This is a genomic window from Streptomyces sp. Root1310 (genome assembly GCF_001426425.1).
Lineage (GTDB): Bacteria > Actinomycetota > Actinomycetes > Streptomycetales > Streptomycetaceae > Streptomyces.
Window position 1 is genome coordinate 992,270 of record NZ_LMEQ01000012.1, and the last position, 16,854, is coordinate 1,009,123.

Consider the following 16,854-nt stretch of genomic DNA (forward strand, 5'->3'; position numbering starts at 1 on the left):
TTCGCACCCGTGCGTCCTCAATGAACACAGACTCCCAGCTGCTCCAACCGCCAGCGGCTCCCGTTGGCGGCGACGAGTTCACTCAGCCGTCGATGATGGATCGCGGCAAACGCGCCTCCCGGATAAGTGGAATGCAGCTTTCTGTGCGATGTGAAGTGCCGAACGTGATGCGCCCCGATGGGGGCGGTTCGCGCTCTCCCATTCGGAGCTGCCGACCGGTCGTTTTCCCGCCGGTATCGGCCTCTCCCCGATCCTGCGACTACGGCGAGCCCTCGCAACCCGGGCCCACAGCATGTCTGGTGGTGGGGTGTGGGATCCTGGACGCCCTCGTCGACGTCTCGGAGCACCTGATCTATGACTCCACCGAAGTTTGACAGCATCACCCCCTCCGCGGCTCGTCTCACCGAGTCGTTGCGGGACATCGGTTACGACTTCCCTGCCGCCGTTGCAGACCTTGTCGACAACAGCGTCTCTGCAGGCGCCGATCATGTAGACATCTTCATAGAGTTTGACGGCCCCGACTCGTACGTTCTTATTGCTGACGACGGCGCTGGCATGAGTGAAAGTCAGTTGACGGAAGCGCTCCGGTACGGGAGTCGACGCGGCTACGCGCAAGGGGAACTTGGCCGCTACGGGCTGGGGTTGAAAACGGCATCGCTGTCCCAGTGCCGTGCTGTCACCGTTGCTACTCGAACGTCGGTCAACGCGCCCCGTCTGTACATCCGCACCCTCGATCTCGACGTGGTCTCGGAATCGGACCAATGGGTGGTTTTGCGCCCCGGGCGTGAGGGTCTACCTCATCGTGCAGTTGCCTACCTCACTGAGGCAATCGGCACGGTAGTCGTCTGGGACAAGCTGGACCGGGTTCTGCCAGAAAGCCGACCCGAAGGCGGCTGGGCGCGCCGGAGACTGGATGCCATGGCTAAACGCACGGCTGCGCATCTCGGTATGGTCTTTCACCGCTTCCTTGAGGGGACTGGCAGCGGACGAAGGATCATCATCACGGTGAACGGCGAAAAGGTTGAGCCGTGGAACCCCTTCGCTCCGCACGAGCCTGCACGCGCGGACCTTCCCAGTCAACGGTTTGAAGTAACCATAGGGAAAGTCAGCGGAACTGTGCGAATGAGTCGCTACGTGTTGCCCGCCAAGGAAAATTTCAGCTCACCAGAGCAATTTGAGCGCTTGTCAGGTCCATTGAAGTGGAACCGCCAACAGGGGCTCTACATCTATCGAGCAGATCGCCTCGTGCAATGGGGTGGTTGGAACGGCATTCGCGGGATCGACGAACACACCAAGCTGGCTCGCGCTTCACTGGACTTTGACACCGATCTAGACGGCGCATTCAATATCAACGTTGCTAAGGTTCGCGTAACCGTCCCGATTCAGCTGCGCCAGATGCTGGAGCGGCCGATCAACGAGTTGTGCAGCCGAGCGGACGAGGCGTACCGAAAGACTGCTCGTGGCACAGGAGTCGGAACTGCCGTTCCCTCTTTGCCTCGTCAGACGGCATGGAATGGTCCCGAATCACAAGAGGCGGCCGCAATGAAAGATGCCGGGCTTGCGCTTCGTGCCGCGTCGATGCAAGCGGGGGAGTACGAGGCCTTGCTGCGCATCGTGGCGGTCCTTGAGAGGGAAGCCCCTGCGGTGGCTCAGGTGCTGGGGTTGAACACGTGAGCCACCAGCTGGCGCTGTCAGTAGAGAAGTTGCTGTTTCTGCTCTTCGGCTTTAGAACCAGCGCATAGCTTCTGCAGCGGGCATTCGACGCACAGCGGGTCGGCAGGGCGGCAGAGGCTGGTGGCGAGCTCGAGCAGTCCCAAATGTGCGTTGCGCGCGTTTGCGCCGTAACCGATCAGGCGTGCCACGGCCAGACGTCCATCGGTTAGGCGGTTGCGCCGGTGGACGTCCTCGCCGGACATCCGTGCAGCGACACGAAGAACCCCTTGGCGTGCAAGCACTGGTTCTTCCGACTCGGAATCATCGGCTCCACCCGCCTCATCGTCGTTAGCGCTGACCGGTACGGTCAGAATGGCCAGGTCGGCCACGGCCTGACTGATGCCGGCAACTTTGGGCAGCAACTCATCATCGGAAAGCATGTGAGGAGCGCCGACGAGCTCGGTAGCTACAGCGAGAAGCTGCTCGCCACGCCGCTCCCGACCGATCCATCGGGAAATCTCGAGCAGTTCTTTCTCTGCGGTGAGTGTGTCGGTGGGCATGGTCCAGCGCGCTAGCAATGGCCAGAGGGGGCGGGATTGTTGAGATGGCATTCTATCCAACAGGATTTCTGCAGAGATGACCTGCCAGCGAGACGACGCCGTGAGCCACGGAAGATTGCGATGCGACAGGCTTGTGAACCAGTTCGCCAAGGTTTCGGCGATGTGCTGCGTGGTGGGCCCGGCAGGTTGCGGTTCGTCCAAGGCAGCCATGACTGCACCGCCTAGATGCTCACCTAGGAACGGAGGCACCGCGTTACCGACTTGCCGGAATGCGGCCGAGGGGGGACCAGCAAAGCGGAATCCATCCGGGAACGTCTGCAAGCGGGCCGCTTCGCGCACGGTCAGTGTTCGGTTCTGCCTGGGATGGATGTACCAGTATCCGTCCTTAGCGATATGAGCTGTGATAGTTCGCGACAGGCCGTCTTCGTCAAGACGCTTGTATTTATCGCGAAAAATGTCGTCCCGATAACGCTTCAATTCATCGGGGAGGTCAGAGTACCGGGTGCTGGTAGACATGGACTCGAATGCGATTTCATCATCTTCTCGAACCGGTCGCGTGATGTGGTCGAAAACCTTGCCCGCGTCTGTGCTCGGCACCTGCTTGCGCATCTTCTTTTGAAAGCGGGTGAGGGGTTGTGTGTACTCTTTCCATCCATGCGCGCCGCCCTCTGGGCGCCACCCACCCTCGACCTCAGGCAGATCCCCGATGGCGTTCCATACCGTAACCTTGTCCGGAGTCTCATCGGGCCATTCGAAATGATGCCCGTCACGCAGCGCTACTAGTATCAACCGCTGTCGGAACTGTGGCACGCCATAGCGCCAGGTATCAACGACGCGCTCCTCCACGGCGTATCCCAGGGACTCCAATTCGTGGACCATCGTCCGCAAAATGAACATTTCACGGTCGAGCGCCATGTCTGGCACGTTCTCCATGACGACTGCAGGCGGCAGGGCGAGACGGACAACCTCCAAGAATGAGCGCCAGAGGTCCCGGCGCTCGTCATATGGGTCACGCTGTCCCTCCCGGACGCGGTGCCGGATCTTGTAGCGTCCCGCCTTGGAGAAGGGCTGGCATGGTGGCCCGCCGGAAAGCAGGGTGATACCGGCCTGCTTGACTAGCTCGGCCACATGCTTGACACGGTCCGCATCGCCTAGATCCCAGTCCAAGGTCAGCCCGCCGAAGTGGTGCCGGTGCGTCTCCAGGGCCTCACGGTCATGGTCGGCGGACAGGACGACACGGAACCCGGCAGACTCCAGGCCGTAACTCAGACCGCCGGCTCCGCAGAACAGGTCGGCTGCCAGCAGCTTCCCTTCCGTACGCAGCTGCTCCGCGTAGTGCAAGAAGGCGGTGTCATCCCCGCACTCCTCCGGGTGCGGTTCCAGACGAAGGAAGGGGCCCCGTACCAGTTTCACTTTGTATGGGCTGCGCGAGGATTCCGCGATCTCCGTCATGACGCCTCCTGAGAAAACACCAACACAGGTTACCTTTGCTACTTCCGACGCGACGGCGGGACCGCGTTGTGCCGCACCGCTGACGCCATCCTCGGACCTGCTAAAGAAGGGGTGCTGGGTCCCGCCGCACGGGGCCAGCGCTGGAGGGCTGCTGCGCACCTCCGGGATATGCCCTGGTCGTGGAGGCCTGATCTTGCCTTCGCCGGGCCAGCTTCGTAGCGATCATCACCGCAAGCTGTTGCTCGGACTGCAAGTCAACCAGCCCGGCCGCGCGCAGTGCCCGCTGCGCGAGCACTGCGTCGGCAAACCTTTGGAAGCCGATCTGCACAGCCAAGCCTCCAGCGAGGAGGACGACGGCCAGGTCACGCCCTGATCAAGGCTGGCGAGGGCCTGTTCCCAAAGCGCTCCCCGTCTCGGGAGCAGGCCCTCAGGCGCCGTCCTACGGCGCGAACGCGCTGAAGCCCTCTTCGATCGCGTTGTCGTAGACCTCCAGCGCCTTCCTGACCTGTGCCGCCGTGATGGTGGCGTTGGTCGCCAGCTTGGCGGCGATCGTAGTGGCGATCTGCTGCTCGGCCAGCTCCAGGGCGCGTGTCTCCCGCGCCCAGTCGGCCAGCATCTCCCACTCACTCAGCTCGATCTGCTTGAGCCGGGAAAGCTGCTCTTCCTCTTCCTCTTGGGTGTCCACCGCGAACTCGACAGGCCTCGCCAGCAGCTCCTCGGCCAGTTCCTCTGGAACACTCCAAGGGATTTGGGATACCTCTTCCCAGCACTTGCTGCTCTTCGCCCACTCGGTGACGTGCTTGCCCTCCTGGATGACCATCTCCATGATCAGCGGACACAGGTCGTGGGCGGCTTGGACGATCGCGTCGCTAACCTGCTGCTCCCGCCAGATGCGGTCGAGGTCGATACGCCGGCCAGTCTCCTCGCAGAGGCGGGCCGTCGTGTAGGCCGTGATCAGGGCCTTGTGGCTTCCCGCGTCGTGCGCCTTGGCCACCTTGTCGACCTCCTTGAAGAGGATGCCCATGGCGACCGTTCGGCGGCAGTAGTCCACATCGATTACTGGGGGCTGCTCCTTGACGTTGGCCTGGAAGGCGGCGAAGCTCTTCTGCGCTCCGCGGCTTACAAGGTGCGGCAACCCGTTCCAGGCGTTGACGAACTTCGCAAGGTCAGATTTGGCGAATCGCTGGGCGGCCGGGTTCTCGGCCTTGAACTTGCGCCGCGCGACGATGGAGGTGTGCTTCGCTTCTTCCACCGCGTACGAGCCACGAGCCCGCTCGTAGAACCAGCGTGTCTGCGGTCCGCCGGGGGTGGTTGGAGGAGCCCACAGGGTGCGACTGACCCGTTCGAATTCGACATGAAACTTGTCGTTGGCCGAGAGATCGACCAGCGTGACTTTGTTCTGAGTGTTCGAGTACCGCGAGATGCTTGGGACGATTGCCATCAGATCGTCCGAGCCCATCAGCGTCAGCTTCATCTGGACGCTGACACCGTCCAGATCCTTCTTGTCCCGTTTGAAGACGTGGTGGAGGGTGGCGGTGGTCTGCCCGCCGTTCACGATCTGGAGGCCAGTGAGACTGCGGATGCCGACACGCCTGCCTTCAGCGTCCTCGACAAATTCCGCGGCGGTCGCCGTTGCCGTGATGCCGTTGTTGTAGGTCAAGAACCGCCCCGGCTCGTTGAGCAGGGTGAGGCGGATTCCCCGGTTGACCGTGCTACGGGCCTGCAGGAACGCGCGCACGTTAAGCTCGAGAAGTCGCGTGCGGTGCTCCTCGTACAGTTCGGCGAGGTGGCGTCCGGGAACGACGGCGAGGGTGACGGAGAGATTGGGCTCGATGCTCTGCACCGACAGGCAGTTGATCGGCGGGTCGAACTCCACAACAATCGGCTCGCTGGCGGCACCGGACGTCTGGTGACGGTAGAGCCGGGCGAGGTCCCAGAGGTGATGCTCGACGGGGAGGCCTTTGAAGTCGGTGGGCTCCGGCTGCGTGCGGGCTGCCGACTCGCAGTTGCTGAAAAGGAAGAGGCGCACCTTGGAGGCGTTGGCAAGTAGCTTCTCGACGCCCTCGCACAGTTGGTGCACCTCAGTGGGCTGATCGAAGTTGCCCCGGATGCTGCCGGCTTTCTGCAGGAAGGCGAGCAGCCTGCGGTAGTGCTTTGTCACGTCGGCCTTGGTCAGCCTGTCGACCATGGGCTCGAGGCTGAAATCCGTGGTGTAGAGGTCGAGAACCGAGCGGTCGTCGCTGTATCCGAAGCCGTACACCATGACGCCGTGCCCGCTGTGGTAGGCGACGGTCATGTTGGAGACGAAGCCGGACTCCTCCAACTGCTCCAGAACCCAACGGGTGAACGTCCTCGGGATGGAGCCGTCCTCCGCTTCTGCCAAGGTCTGTATGTCGCCCGTGAGCGTACGGGCGTAGTCGGCAAGGGGCAGCTCAGCCATCAGTTCCTCTGATTACCTCGGTGACCTCATCGGTCGTTGTGCGGTGCTTCTCAAGCGCGATGACGCTGATGTCGTAGGCGCAGTTGCCGATCCCGTCGGGAAGGTCGGTCTCCACGATGCGCGGAAATCCCTTGCCGACGGTCCACAAGTCGGCGCGACGAAGTGTGTAGCGCGGTTCATCGTAAAGGTCCCGCTGGTGCGGCAAATAACCGGTCTGGATCAGACGGTTCTCGAACAGGGCGGATGCCGAGGTGGCGCTGGCGGCGGTGCGGATATCGTCCACCACTGCGTTGAGGCTCTCGCCCACACCGCCCCGGCGCTCGTCGAGGACCAGGTGCACGAGCACCAAGCGGCTGACGCCACGATCGTCGAGTTGCCGTTCGTTGGCGATCCGGACGGTGTTCGGGTTCTTCTTGGTGGTCGTTTTGACCTCGATGGCGACGGGCGCGAGCTGAAAGTCCTGGTTGCTGCCTTCTGGCCCGGTCCACGCCTCCACCGCAACATGCGTCGGGAGGACAGCGAGCAGGTGGGTGCGAAGCCAGCGCAGCTCCCCGTAGAGCCCCAGCCGGGCCTCTCTGCCCAGACCTTGCGTTCCGACACTGCGCATGAGCTGCTGCCAGTGCGTGAACCTTCGGACCGCCCGCTCGAGAACGGTCTCCGGTGACGCGTCCTTCGAGGTACGCGCGATGTCTTCTGCGAGAGGGGTAAAGACCTCCCGCAGCTCACCGGCGGTCAGGGAGATCTGGAGCTCGAACTCGCGATTACTCACCGAACTGCAGGACAGACTCAGTCCGTGAGTCTCCCGCAGGCCGGCAAGGAGGGGGCGCGCACGGTCGACCGCCCGTGAACCGCCTCTCACCAGCAGCATGCGTTGCCGCCCAGGTTGGGACACGCCCACATGGATGTCGTGCCCGCTCTCGGGGAACAACCGCCGGGTGGAGCGCCCTCGGTTCGGTTGCGGCGCCTCCAGCTCCTGCCACAGCGCTTCGTTGATCACGCGTCTTCGGCCCCGTCCTCGTCGCTGAGGTCGTCCGAGTCGTCCTTCCACCAAGGAGCATTCACGACGTACTCGGTCGCGGTGTGGGCCTTGGAGAAGGGGAAGCTGGCGGCGAACCCGATCAGTGGTACATCGGGGTTCGCCTTGGGCGGCTCCATCATGTAAATGAGCAGGTGAGCCTGGTCGGGACGGCGCTGCCAACGAAGCGGCTCACCCGTGGGCAGGGTGGGTGCGAGCGGTCCGCCGTTGCGGTTTTTGCGCCCTTCAGCGGCTTTCTTCGTCGCCTCCCAAGCAGCCTCGTATTGCTCTGGGTCGAGGTCTAGCGACTCGTCTTTGGGGTTCAGGATGCGCTTGATGGTGTGTTTCGTAGAGTCCGGGCGCGCGGTCTTGGAGGCCGCTCGTGTGACTGCGCCCAAGGTGTATTCCGCGAGGGCGACGGACATTTCCGCTCCCCGGCGGGAGACGATCCGGACGGTCCACCGGCCGAGCTCTCCGGCTTTGGCGCACTGCTGGATGTAGGCAGAGATGGCGTCCGGACGGATCCGGTTTGCCTCCGGCGCGGACTTGTAGGGGTCGAAAAAGCCGGACGCCACCAACTCTGGGGGGATGTCCGACCACACGAGACTGCCAGTCTTCGGGTCGACCTGCGGTGCAGTGTGCGCCAAGAGCATGCCGACGAATGTCTGCAGGCTGTCGAAGTTGTGCTTCGGCTTCCCGTTAGTGAGAGGAAAGATGGTTGTTTCGGCCAGTTCGCCGGAAAAGCTGAGCCGCACCCGCGTGCCCTGACGCATCTTGTTGGCGGCTGTGATGCTCAGGCCCAAGGAGGACGTGCGCACCTTGAGACCGAACTCACGAGGGGTGAAGCCGATCGCCGCCATCTCCTCGATATCTCGGCGGAGTTCGTCGGTCGCGGCTGTGATCTCCTCGTAGGCCGCCACCAACTGCGTGGTCGTATGCAGCCGGCACAGGTCCTCGTAGCCGGGCCGGTAGCCGAACCAGCGGCCCATCTGCAGCAGGGTGTCGTAGGTCTTGGCGAAGCGCAGGTAGTAGCTCACCGAAAGACCCTCAAGGGTGAGGCCACGCGACAGCTTCTGCCCGCCGACAGCGATGACGTACATGCCTGTGTGGCGGTTCGAGTAGTAGTCGAGTACGTCCTTGGCCACCCCGTTGATGGCCTTGACCTCGAGCTTCTGGATCGCGGGGAGGATTTCGGCGGCGGTTTGCTCCCAGGACAGCCGTTCGGCCTCGTCCGCGGTGAAGAAAGCGGTGGTGGGCTCGAAGTCCTCCTCCCATACAAGCCGCAGTTCGTTCATGTGCGCACGAGACGCATCTCCATAGCGGTCCCTTAGACCGTTCCGGAGCAGCCTCACGTAGTCGTCGATCTGGTCTCGGACCTGCCCTTGGACCTTGGTGAACCGGGTGACGTGCACCAGCATCGAGTTGTGGACATCTACCTGCCCCCGCGCGCGGCGGGCGGCGCAGGTCAGTACGAAGGAGTGGATGGCGCGCCGCAACGAATCCGGCAGCTCGGCGGTCACCGTGAAGCCGGACTTGTGCTTTTCTGGAACCCAGTTCTCGGTGTCGTCGACATGGCGTACCAGCGGCAGTGGGTCGATGTCCTCTTCTTCCGCATAGGCACGCAGACCGAACAGTCGCTCCGGACCGAGGTAGTTGGACGGCGCCCGCAATGTACGGATGAAGCTCTCGGGGAACAGGTCGCCGCCGAGGCTGTCGTGGTCAGCATCCGGGTCTATGTAGATGTTCGCGTAGGGGGTCGCGGTGTAGCCCACGTAGGACGACTTGTCGAAACTGGTCAGCAGCTTGCGGATAGCGGCGTTAATGCTGGTGGGGTCAGCACCGTCACCAGCCGTGTTCACGGACGCGTTGTCGGCCTCGTCGTCGATGACGAAGAGCGGGATGTCCTGCACTATCTTGCGACCCGTCTTGGGGTCCTCGACGCCGTGGACCTCCGTGACCCAGGTGCGCAGGTAGTCGATGATCTTCGGGTGCTTCTTGACTACGAGAACAACCGGGAAGTTGCCGATCGGTAGGTTCGCCTTGGAGGCGGTCTTCCGGTCGAAGTCGCCCTTCTCGGTGCTGTTGGTCAGCGACGCGACGTGAAGACGGGGCTCACCGGCCATGGCGCCGACGCCGATGTAGCGGTCGGCGCCCTCTTGGTCGGACCGGAGCTGGTACTGAGTGTCGAAGCCCAGCAAGCCTTCGTCGACGCGGAGTTGTGTCTGGGCGCGTAGGTCGTTGAGGACGCCGGCGAAGACTACGATCAGCCGGTATCCGGCGTCGGCAGCCTTTGCCGCCAGACCGATGAACTGGCCGGTCTTCCCGGACTGGACTTGGCCGATCACCAGCCCCATTCGACGCCAAGAGCCGGGTCGGTGCGGATCCTCCAGCTCCCCGAGAACCTCGTCCGTCGTCCGGTCGATGCTGTTCACTACTTGGAGCGACATGCCTCGCGAATGCTTCAGAAAGCGCTCATACCGGGTCCAGAAGGCCCACGAACGGTCATTCTTGGCATCGGGCAGCCATCGGACGTGGTTCTCACTGTCACTCAGCCCTGCTGAACTTTCCTGGAAGATGGTGGTGCGGGACTCGACCAGCTTGCGCAGATCGGCTGCCTCCACCCTTACGCCGTTGAGGCCGGCGACCATCTTGGCCGTCTCAACAGCCTTGGTCACCTCGTCGGAAGTAGCCTGCCGGTCTTCCGGCAGAAACTGAATGGCTACCTTCAGCGCAAAGGACAGGTCCTTACTGACTGCCGGATCCACGAATTCCTCCCCCTGGAGATATGTGACTTGCTGGATGGGAACGGGAGGGTACGCCCCACCCGTGCGGTCACTTGTTCCAGAATCCATTCAGCTGGTCGAAAGGTTGCGTTGTGCGGATGACCCGTCGTGCCTCATCCGGAGAACGGCCTTGGGCGACAAGTACATCGAACATGCGCTGAGCCACTTTGATCGCCTCATCAGTGGCCCTTCCCGGACCACCGAAGGGTTCGGGATCATCTGCTGTGTCGACCTCGTGCAGCACTCGCAGCGCTGGCACGGGTACTGTCTCCTCCAGCAACCGCAGCAGCGCCCGGATGTTCGCCGGATCGCCGCCCCCCTCCTGTAGTACCGCCTCCACCAAGGGGTGCTTTCGGTTGATCCGGCAGTGGACCATGTTCTCGTCCCGCCGTACGTTCCACGCGAATGACAGGTTCTCGGCGCGCTGCCGTGCCGCTATCTGACCCCGGTTGCGGACGGTCTCGGCTGCGGCGGACCGAACCGTGCGCGCTATGCGCTGAAGATGCTGGCGCAGTACGACCGGCGGCACCACTGTCGCCTTCCGGACATCAACCTGCCATTGGGCGTCGGTCTCCGCCGGAATGTCGACGGCGATGCGGGCCAGGTTGTACTTCTCCTCGCGCCGGAGCCCACGTATGCCCAGCCAACTTCCTGCGAGGAGAAGGCGGTTACGGCGGTACACGTAAAAGCCCTGCTGCCGAAGCCACCCCTTGGGACCTCCGACACGTTCCGCCTCGGCAGAGGTCAGCCGCTGGAGACCCGGGAGTACGTACGGCTCGACCCTGACCTTGTGCCCTTCGAGTGGCAGGTTCTCCACCGGATGATGCAACACTGACGGATGGTTGGACAGGAACGGGTCCCACGGCTCGACGGCAAGGCCCGTGACACGCAACGTCAGCGCGGCCGCGCCAGAGAGGAACCGGGCGAAGACGAGTCCGAGGTGGCCGCGGACCTTCTCGGCCTCGTCGTAGAACTGCCGCTGGGTCCTGCGATCGCCTGCGGTGATCTCCCCGTATCCGGCGAGCTGCTGCCAAAGAACTATCGTGCCGACGGACCGTCCTGCGGTGAGTTGCTCCAAGGCCTTCTCGGCCTCGGCCGGCGGCTGTCGGAGCAGGCGCCACTCACCTGTCTGTTCAACCACGTCCAGGTCCCACGTCCGCGAGTGCCAAGGGCCGTCGACCTCCGCGGTGCAGACCGTCAGCAGCCGGCACTGGGAGAAGGAAGCTGACTTCAGCCCCACTCCGTACCGGCCCAGGTCCCTCGAAGTGCGGTCGGTTGCTGACCAGCGGGCCGCGACGGTCATCGCGGTGACCAAGGCATCCTCCGACATGCCATGACCATCGTCGACCACGGCTATCCACGAGAAGCGCCCGTCCCAGGTGAACTCCACATCGATCGTCCCCGCTCTGGCCGAGACGCTGTTGTCCACCAAGTCTGCGACGGCATCAGGGAGTGAGTAGCCCAGCGAACTCAGGGAGGCCACCATCCCAGCAGGCTCGGGAGGTGCGAGGTCATACGCCATGCGGTACTTGGCCCTGCCCTTCCAGTCCAAGACGGTTGGATGATGAAGATATCCCCTCGTCACCGATTGTGGAGCTTCTGTGCGCAAGGCGATCTTTAGGCGAGAGGACGACCACGGGCGCACCTCGGGTACGTCACTTTGTTGAAATGGTGACTAACCGTCATGTCGGGAACCTATAGATATGTCCATAGGTGACCACTGCAGGGTTCGGTGGCAGACGCGGTCATGCGGCATGTAGGACCGGTATGTCATGAAGGATTCGAGCTCGGTGGGAACAGTTGGCCCGACGGTCCAGGGGTGGACCGCTCTTGCCCCGATCAGTTGACGGCGGGCACCCTCCGTGCGACGCCTGCAACTCAGCCGATGGCCATCTGCCACGACGACCGACCACGCACGCTCTAAATGTCGCACCCCACCGGCCTCAGCCACGCTGCGACGCCGTCGACCAGAGCAAGTCGCGCCGATAGAAGGGGGTCTGTTGCCCCTCCAAGTGGGCGAAGCTTGACGACTGAGTGACGGGCGCAGCCAGACTGCCTCTTCTTGCCCTGGATCTTGGCCCAAGAAGTTGGCGACCTGCGTATTCGCTGGTCCGAGCGGTGCCTTGCTGCGCCTGCGTAGGTGTCATTGGTCGTCGTTGGCCACTGTTGAGCAACCTTGCACCGCCCAGGACGCCAGGCCATCCACCGCACTGCACCTTCCGATCCGCTGACCCGACCGCGCCCTGGCGGGCGCACGCCACCTGCGATTCGCCCGCCGAGTTGACGACTTGACGCCTCTCCAGAGGGGCGGTGCGAGGCGGGCGAGTGTGGGGGGCGGCTCTCCCGACGCGAGGTGCTGCTCTACGTGAGGACGACGAGACCGCCCGCTAATCCGTCGAGGCCCGCGACGGCGCCGTCGAGGACAAGAGCCGCTGGTGGGATGTGGCATGCGAGCCCGACGCCACGCGCCTCGTTGTGATCTGATGGCGGACCCCATACCCGGGTGAGGTTTGGCGCGAGCTGCCGCCCGTGAGCCATCTCAGGGCGTGGCCGATCTGGCGCTCACCTTGCGGCAGATCCGGTCGGTTGATCTTGCGGAGTAGGGTCCAACCACCCGAGCGAGAACCGACGTCAGTGCCACGCCAAGAAATTTGGATCATGCACGTCGACCCGGGCGGCCGCCTCAAGTGTCAGAGACGCTTGAGCAGCTCAGCCTTCTTCTCCGCGAACTCCTCGTCCGTGAGAATGCCAGCGTCGTGGAGCGACGCGAGCTTCGCGATCTGCTCGACAACATCCGGCTGTGCTGCGGCCTCGGCCGGTGCCCCATGCTTGCCTCGCTGGATCACCGAAGAAGCGAGGTCCAAGATCTTCCCGGTCACGCCAGGCTGCGCCGGGAGGGGGTCCGAAGACTCGGCCTGCGCGGAGGTATCAGTTACGACTTGCTGGCCCTCGAGCAACACGGAGAAGATCATGAACAGCTTCTCCGGCAACTCAATGATGGACTGAGCGCCGTCGGCCCAGTTCACGCGGACGGTGTGCCCGGATTTCATGGAAGCCCCGAGGCCGGCACCGACAGCCTTACCGATCACCCCAGGCAGAGCAGCCTTCGCGGCAGCCTGGCCCATGACGCCAGCGACACCTTCCCTGGTCGAGAGTGCCTCCCACTCGAGCACGGTCTCGGCGTTGAGCTTGTGCCGCTTGAATGGGTTGCGTGGGTGCTGGATCGTGAGTCCGCCGTGGCCTGAGAGAACGCTGCCGCTCGCCAAGTGGCCGCCCACTACGCGTCCTTGGTTTGTCAGCGTCTGCAGAATCGCCATTCGCGAAACGTAGAGCAAGACTTCGGCCCGAATCAAGCCCAGAAGATCAGCCGGACGTCGTCGACGGGTCGAGAGGGCTCAGGCGGGTCGTCGTATGACATCTGAACCTCTCTGAAAACGAAGAACCGGCACGAGAGGCACAAGCCGAAGATCCGCATCGTCGGCGCCGTGACTCTGGTCGTGGGCTCACGCCGGACCAGGTGGGAGCCCCTACACCACTTCCTTGGACGCAACCGTTGCCAGCTACCGCCGTCTGTCGTCGTTGCCGTCATCGCAGTCGCCACGTAGCGGTCGCTGCTGTTTGTGCGGCAACGGGTACCGCGTCGCGGACTGTTGGGCATGCTTGCCCTGGTCTACAGCTCGTACAACGTGGCAACCACGGTGTGGGCCTTCGTGGTCTCCATCCTCATCGTGGCGGTCGGTTTTTACTTCCGGCGTCGGAGGTAGGTCCGACACCCGCTTTAAGGGTTCGATCCGGGCCCGCTTCGGCTGCGGTCGGCGACTGGTGCGACGGCCGGACAGGGTCACTGGTGTACGCCCCTGTCCGGCGTCGTTGACGTCAGCCGTGGATGTCAGCAACCTTCTGATCCGTACGATCGGGCAGCCTGTTGAGTCGGCACTTCGCCTCTCACCGGAATGATGGCTGGTGGTGTCGGCCGTTAGTCCCCGTGTGTCGTCGGTGCCGTCAGCGTTGCCGTCATGCCAGCAGCCTTGCTGAACGCACCACCCGGTCCGCCTCCCTCTGCGCGGCAAGCAAGGTCTGAACACCTAGGACCGACGAGCCAACAGGGCATGGCACGCATTGCATGAGGTGTTGAATTTTCCACGAAACACGTCTCAGCTTGCGAATGATGCCCACTGTACGAGAATGGATAGGCGATAGGGATACCGGAGGAAGCAATGCTCTCGCGTCACGGAAAACGCCTGTCAGGCAATTCTCTTCCCATGCCCCACGTTGCCTACTGGTGGATAGCCAATGGACTTGTTCTAATATCACTCTTCTACCTCCTATGGTGGGCTGGCGACCACTATGCATCCAAACCCGATGGCCTATCCGGCATTGAAAAATTCTTCACCGGGGCAGCATCTGTCATAAATTTCACGAATGATGGATCCCCGTTGAGTGTCAAACTTGCCTGCCTTGCATTCCTAATTCTGTTTTTCGTGGTGCGACGCCGGTTGCTGCTGTCAAAAAACGCGTACGCTCCGGGCCCTGTTGAAGTGCGAGACTTTATTGATGCCACAACAGAAGAACAAAGGCCGAACGTTACGGACCTCACGGCGCAGTTTCGTAAACAGCTCTCGGAGACGGACCTTCACCCTCCAACCGAGCTTCCAGTAAAACCTCCGGCGGAAAACTTTCTAGACCTTTTGGGTGACCTGAATGTCGAACCCCAAAAGCTCGGAACTAGCTTGTTGCATCTTTTTAGCCAACTTCGGCCTAGAGTGGCGTATAGAGTGAGCGGGGTACTGCGGGGACGAGACTGCGCTCCCTCGCTGGGTGTCACGGTAACCGTAACGTCTTTTGCCACCCGTGGCACTCGCGTCGAGACGGTTTGGGGGCGCAATTGGCAAGAGGTTGTGCGTGCTGCCGGATACTGGGTAGTTGCAGCGCTTATACCGGTCACGCGTGCTGGCAAAAAACAGCCCTGGCATGCGTGGCGGGGGAGAGATCTACCGACCCAGTTGTTTGCTTCCTACCAGCAGGCGCAGGAACTAGAAATTGAACGAAGGTTCGATGAGGCGTTGGACCGTTACTATGTCGCAGCACGCCTCGATCCCATGAACTTGCATCTACGGATTCAGATCGCCGCAATCCAGGAGAAATTGGGGCTCCACCTTGATGCACTTGAGACGTATTACAGCGCTATAAGTCTTGCAAGGAAGAGCGCTTGGGGCGTTGACAGGTTGTGGCATTACCCATGGAGTTGGCGCAGGTTCTCATTTTTGTTTTACTTCTGGCGGCACCCAGCTCTACTGCAGGCCCGGTATCGATACGCCATCGTCCTTGGCACATCGGAGATTACGGCTGTCCAGTGGTGCAAGAGAGACGAATCGGAGCACGCACGGCGAGCAGACGAGCGAGCAAAAATTCGCGGCCGTCTAACGCCTGTTTTCGTAGACAAGTATTGGCGTGCCGCCTCCGATCTAGCGCCCGGCGGTGAGTCGCGTGCTCGGCAATGGATGCACGATGAGCTCGAAAGGCGGCGCGATGTTAGGACTGTAGCTCTGCTTTTTGCGCGGGCCTGCTCCTATGAAATGTGCCGGCTCGCAGAGGACTACCTACTAGCTAATTTCCTTCCACAGATACAAGGCGGATGGAAACTAAATCGGACCTCCCTGCGCATAAATCGGGATGTCGGCACCCCACTACGGCTGGCTCGTGCGTGGGCGGACTATAGGGGAATGGTGAACTCCGCAGGAAATTTGGGATTGCCTCCAGGGAAAATGCTTCTTGGTGGCAGTTCATTTCATCTAAAATGGCGCAAACGAATTTTCCGCATTGCGAGTAAGATGGCATGGCCACCGGAAGATCTGGATGAGCGAATATACAGAGCCTGTCGCTGGAGCATCCGCCCCGGGGGCACACGACAGGATCATTACAACACTGCCTGTGTTTATGCCGTTGCCATGGGGCGCCTTGATACCGCTAACGGGACTGTGCCGCGCGCCCACTTTGCCGATGCTGCTATACGCGAACTACAGGATGCGCTGAGTAAACCGGAGAGCAAATTCCATCCTCTGCAGACGTCTTGGCTACTATCCGAAGATCCCGATTTGATCGAGCTGCGCCGAACATCGATATTCGCCAACTTTGAACGGCAAATCTTTCCAAACCCTGCACGCAGCAGCCAACGCCCGCGCTTCTCCGTACCGCTTGAGATGGCAGCTTACGACCATAGGCTACTCGTTTGCACGGCTAAGGCCATGGAGCTGACCTGGCATTCCAGAAAGGGAAAGTCACCTGACCGTATACAGCCACTGATTGAATGGCTGGAAAATGAGCAGATAATATGGGAGTGCCTATATGACTTTGCACGAGACCAAGCGCGATGCTGGCTCGACAGAAAGCTTCTTGTCGCCAAGACCAGAGAGATAGCGGAACCTGGGTCACTGGCAGGCATTGATTTTCCACCTAGCGTTCCAGAACTAGATGACTTGCTGCGGGCTGATTTCATGCCGTTGACCAACCAGCGGTCGCTGACTCAGGTCGATAAGTTTCCAGATCAGCTAGATAGCCTGCTTGACTCCTTGAGTCATAACTTGAGTCCGGACAGTGCTATCTCACCGATTCAACGTTGTCGCGAACTTCTGGCCGAACTAATCGGAGAGCACATATCGGGTCAGGACTCCATGGATGGATCTTCAATGTGCGACATATGTTCCCGATATGCATCCACCTGGGAAACCGTCTACGACATCTTTAATTTGACTGACGATGATCTATACCTCAACGTGGCCCTCCTCCATCTAGCTGAGCCTGTACGCCCCCGACATTGATAAAAGCGTTCTGGAGAGCGTAGCCCGATTGAGTCGAACTTCCGTTTCCACTAGCCTTGATATAGCTTGAGGGAATTCTCTGGGAGTAGCCTAAACAGAACGGTTGTCTCCCTGCCGAGTTGGAGTGAAACAC

At 61.7% G+C, this 16,854-nt stretch carries 9 protein-coding genes; 3 read left to right on the forward strand and 6 right to left on the reverse strand.

All coding sequences use genetic code 11. The annotated features are described in order from the left end of the window. The first annotated feature begins 354 nt into the window (after positions 1 to 354). Positions 355 to 1,674 (forward strand): ATP-binding protein, encoded by a 1,320-nt coding sequence (locus ASD48_RS22525; protein WP_057603424.1) that lies wholly within the window; start codon positions 355 to 357, stop codon positions 1,672 to 1,674. A gap of 17 nt (positions 1,675 to 1,691) precedes the next feature. Here ASD48_RS22525 and ASD48_RS22530 read toward each other — a convergent pair whose 3' ends face one another. After that, positions 1,692 to 3,665, reverse strand: a complete 1,974-nt coding sequence (locus ASD48_RS22530; RefSeq protein ID WP_057603425.1) for a DNA cytosine methyltransferase — start codon at positions 3,663 to 3,665, stop codon at positions 1,692 to 1,694. Between the two features lie 193 nt (positions 3,666 to 3,858). Here ASD48_RS22530 and ASD48_RS44310 point away from each other — a divergent pair, with 193 nt between their 5' ends. Continuing rightward, positions 3,859 to 4,038 carry a hypothetical protein gene (locus ASD48_RS44310; protein WP_157880665.1) on the forward strand — a complete coding sequence of 60 codons (180 nt, stop codon included), beginning with the start codon at positions 3,859 to 3,861 and terminating at the stop codon, positions 4,036 to 4,038. A gap of 66 nt (positions 4,039 to 4,104) precedes the next feature. Here the strand turns inward: ASD48_RS44310 and ASD48_RS22540 are convergent, their stop codons facing one another. From ASD48_RS22540 to ASD48_RS44815, 5 genes are all read right to left on the reverse strand, one after another. Next, the gene (locus tag ASD48_RS22540) at positions 4,105 to 6,105 is read right to left on the reverse strand and encodes an AIPR family protein (RefSeq protein WP_057603427.1); all 2,001 of its coding nucleotides are present in this window, start codon (positions 6,103 to 6,105) and stop codon (positions 4,105 to 4,107) included. After that, positions 6,098 to 7,102 (reverse strand): PD-(D/E)XK motif protein, encoded by a 1,005-nt coding sequence (locus ASD48_RS22545; RefSeq protein ID WP_057603428.1) that lies wholly within the window; start codon positions 7,100 to 7,102, stop codon positions 6,098 to 6,100. The genes ASD48_RS22540 and ASD48_RS22545 overlap by 8 nt, the downstream gene beginning before the upstream one ends. Then, complete coding sequence (locus ASD48_RS22550) at positions 7,099 to 9,885, reverse strand: Z1 domain-containing protein (RefSeq protein WP_057603429.1); 2,787 nt, start codon at positions 9,883 to 9,885, stop codon at positions 7,099 to 7,101. Before ASD48_RS22550 ends, ASD48_RS22545 begins: the two co-directional genes overlap by 4 nt. Before the next feature lie 67 nt (positions 9,886 to 9,952). Further along, complete coding sequence (locus ASD48_RS22555) at positions 9,953 to 11,488, reverse strand: ATP-binding protein (RefSeq protein WP_242432676.1); 1,536 nt, start codon at positions 11,486 to 11,488, stop codon at positions 9,953 to 9,955. A gap of 1,105 nt (positions 11,489 to 12,593) precedes the next feature. Further along, positions 12,594 to 13,220, reverse strand: coding sequence for an SHOCT domain-containing protein (locus ASD48_RS44815; protein WP_079073906.1), 627 nt, complete (start codon positions 13,218 to 13,220; stop codon positions 12,594 to 12,596). A 2,406-nt stretch (positions 13,221 to 15,626) separates the two neighbouring features. Between ASD48_RS44815 and ASD48_RS44315 the strand changes: the two genes are divergently transcribed. Next, positions 15,627 to 16,721, forward strand: a complete 1,095-nt coding sequence (locus tag ASD48_RS44315) for a hypothetical protein (RefSeq protein WP_157880666.1) — start codon at positions 15,627 to 15,629, stop codon at positions 16,719 to 16,721. The last annotated feature ends 133 nt before the right edge of the window (positions 16,722 to 16,854 follow it).

Excerpts from the sequence above, each read along its gene's own strand:
- ASD48_RS22525 (WP_057603424.1), top strand. The coding sequence starts at position 355 with ATGACTCCACCGAAGTTTGACAGCATCACCCCCTCCGCGGCTCGTCTC.
- ASD48_RS22530 (WP_057603425.1), bottom strand. The coding sequence starts at position 3,665 with ATGACGGAGATCGCGGAATCCTCGCGCAGCCCATACAAAGTGAAACTG.
- ASD48_RS22540 (WP_057603427.1), bottom strand. The coding sequence starts at position 6,105 with ATGGCTGAGCTGCCCCTTGCCGACTACGCCCGTACGCTCACGGGCGAC.
- ASD48_RS44815 (WP_079073906.1), bottom strand. The coding sequence starts at position 13,220 with ATGGCGATTCTGCAGACGCTGACAAACCAAGGACGCGTAGTGGGCGGC.
- ASD48_RS44315 (WP_157880666.1), top strand. The coding sequence starts at position 15,627 with ATGGTGAACTCCGCAGGAAATTTGGGATTGCCTCCAGGGAAAATGCTT.